Below are 2,850 nucleotides of genomic sequence, written 5' to 3' on the forward strand. Positions count from 1 at the left end.
GTTGTCGACAAACGGTCTCCAGTCTGTTGATGTGCGCGGCCGCGGCGGTCCAACCCAGCGCTCGCGCGGGGTGGGTCTGCGCAGAAATGCCCTGTAGTCAGTTGCATCCCGCGTGGTCAGGGACGACAGGGCCTTGCCGCGGGCAACAATGGCCCAGAGGATCAGCCGTTCGGCTTCCTTACGGTAGGCGCGCTGCGTGGCCGGGGATTCGTGCAACGCAAGCCATGCCTGGACGGCGTCGTAATCGTTGTCGACGCCCAGGATACAGGTCGACAGCGGTGCGCGGAACACGCCTGCGGATCCGTCAACCTCATGCGGTAGCCGGAGTTGCTCCCATGGCGTCACGACTGACTGCCGGTCGGCGACGATCAGTGCGCGAGCCCGCTCCGTGAGTGCTGGATGCGCGACAAAGAATGCCTCGATCCGCTTTGCACTGGCCGGGCCGAGCCCCGGAACGGCACTCCACCACTGACGACGGCGGGGAATCCTTACCGTGAGATCAGCCAGGGTCCGGATGCCCGCCGCGTGCAGGACACGGACAGCGCGATCCGGCAACCAGCGCGTAATGTCATCCCCGATATGCGGCGTCGGTAAAGGCAGCGTGCGCAACGTTTCGACTGCCTGCGTGGTGGCACGGGCATGATGTCTGCGCTTGTGGGCCTGGCATTCGAACAGCGTCGCCAGATCCGCCCGCTGCCGGCTGCGGGCGTAAAGCGCAAGCTGCCGGCGGATCTGGCCGATGACGCCGCGTGCAGACTGCCCCTGACCGAGCCGGTCCCGCAGGTACCGGCTGGCCGCGTCACGCGAAGATGCGCCTTCGTACCAGGCGCGCAGCGCGGCAAGCGCGTCGGCATCGGGAAAATCGTTCGGCATGTCGGCGGCGACCGGGTTCGGGAGACGCGTTTTCATGACATGGAGTTTAGTCCAGAAATGTCAATACAGAGATAATAACTGTTATCTCTGTACCGATCACGAAAGACGTCCCGCCAGGATTTTTCACGATGATTTTCCGGCTTAGATCGCCTGCAGGGCGCGACTCAAAAAGTCCGCGTGCACAGAGGTTCCGGAGGCCAGAAAGCGAATCTGCTGCCGCACGGATTCGGGATCGACGCCAGCGTGTTCCGCTGCCTGCAGCGTGGCGCGGCTTGCATCGAGCACATCGACACCTGTGATCTCGTAGCCGTAGCCCATCGAGATCCAGTGCAACGCCGCGAGACCGGCGGCCATGGCGAATCCCGGCTGCTTCTGCGCAAAGTCCCTGGCCGCGCGCGTCAACGTCCGGGGGTCGGTCGGGCTGGCATTGGCCAGCTTGATGGCCTGGTTGAACAGGCCTGCGTCCTTGGCTGCCGCGAACCACTTCCCTGGCTCGCCCGGCGACGCAGCAACCAGGTCGCTCAGGATGGTCTCTTGCGCGATGTGCGGATACTTCTTTGCGATGGCACGGAAAGTTGCCAGGTAGGTGGTGCCCTGGTTCGCTTCGCATGCATAGCGCCGGTATGCCTCGTCGGCAAGACCCGATGACAGCAGGATCGCCTCGCAAGCTTTCGCAATCTGCCCGTCCGGGCTGTTGAGGCCGCGCGTGTTTTCCGCGTAGGCCACGGCTTCAGCCTTTCTGCCCATCGCAAGCAGTGCCTTGACGCCCCAGCGTCGGTAGTGCCACATCTTGAACGGAGCGCGGTCCACCAGTGCGATCAGCTGCGCATGTCGCCCAGCTGCATATAGCGAAGCCAGACAGATCGGTGTCCCCGCAAAATATCCCCCGGGCCCCTCGGACCAGACGTGCTCGACGAGATCAATAAACCTGTCGGCCCACTCGCTGGCGATTTCGGGCGTCACGCAGAGTGTGTCCCATTCGTCCGACAGACCTTCGATATAGGGGACGCCCTGATCCTGAATGGCTTCCCATAGCCGCTCGAGCCAGGCCTGGCGCGTGACTGTGTCGACCTGTGCGCCAGCAATGACCGGGACCAGTGTTTCGATCGCACGATTCACGGCCGTGCCGATCGCACCTGACGACCCGTCGACGTGTTCCAGCGCGGGCGAAACTTTCTCCAGAAATTTCACAGCGCCCTCTGCCGCAAGCACTGTATCGCCGCGCGCCACCTGCCGGATCTCCGCGAGCGCTTCCTTGATACGCTGGATCGGTACGTCCGAGCGCCAGCCGAAAGCGTGGCGCCGGAAACGCTGGGCGAACTGCCACTTGTACGAGGCAGGCTTCACAGTGGTTCGTCCGTTTCGGATCGCAGATCCTGCAGGGGGCGCAAGGCGAGAATCATTTTTTCGAGCACCATGATCCAGTCCTCGAGTTCCTCGATGGTGCAATCAGCCTGTTCGACCAGCGTAAGGTCATCCGTCGAGCACGACAGGCTCGCGCCATTGATAACGGTATGCGCCATGGCGTGCAGGCGCAGAAGATCGTCACGCAAACCATCGGGCTCGCAGCGGGCGCGGATGGTGTCGAAAAGATCCACGGCCTGCTGGATGACGGTCGTGTCGTATCGCTGCTGCAATGATTCCAGCGCGTCGGCATCGACGATGCCATAGGGAGTCTCAAGGTCGGGCATGGGATCGGGATCTCCGCAGGGAACGGACCGGGCCGGCGAACAGGTGATCGTGTATCCACCCCTCGACGTGTCCAAAATCCAGTTCGTACCTGCCAAAACGTTTCAGGTTGCTGGTGAGGTAGGGACTGAGGAATCCAATGTCGTCGGGATTGACCTCAATGCCCTCATTCACCATCGATCGCAACGCCTGCATCATGTCCACCGTGTTCTGCAGGATCGCGGCCGAAGCCATCAGGTCGTTGTAACGCAGGCGTTTCTGCTGCTCGTCCGGGTCATTGACTGGCAA

At 62.6% G+C, this 2,850-nt stretch carries 4 protein-coding genes; all 4 read right to left on the minus strand.

Going from position 1 to position 2,850, the window contains the following annotated elements:
* Positions 1–909 (minus strand): phage integrase family protein (locus tag AC57B6_RS00005; RefSeq protein ID WP_496420499.1); only part of this gene is annotated, 909 nt, incomplete at its 3' end.
* 105 nt (positions 910–1,014) lie between these two features.
* Complete coding sequence (locus tag AC57B6_RS00010) at positions 1,015–2,220, minus strand: hypothetical protein (RefSeq protein WP_011875610.1); 1,206 nt, start codon at positions 2,218–2,220, stop codon at positions 1,015–1,017.
* Entirely contained in the window at positions 2,217–2,564 is a 348-nt protein-coding gene (gene tnpC, locus AC57B6_RS00015) for a Tn3 family transposase post-transcriptional regulator TnpC (protein ID WP_011875611.1), read from the minus strand. Before tnpC ends, AC57B6_RS00010 begins: the two co-directional genes overlap by 4 nt.
* On the minus strand, positions 2,551–2,850 hold a 300-nt coding region (locus tag AC57B6_RS00020), incomplete at its 5' end, for a Tn3 family transposase (RefSeq protein ID WP_496420500.1). The genes tnpC and AC57B6_RS00020, both read right to left, overlap by 14 nt.

Source organism: Paraburkholderia sp. BGA-UO-ETr-F12 (genome assembly GCF_059567945.1).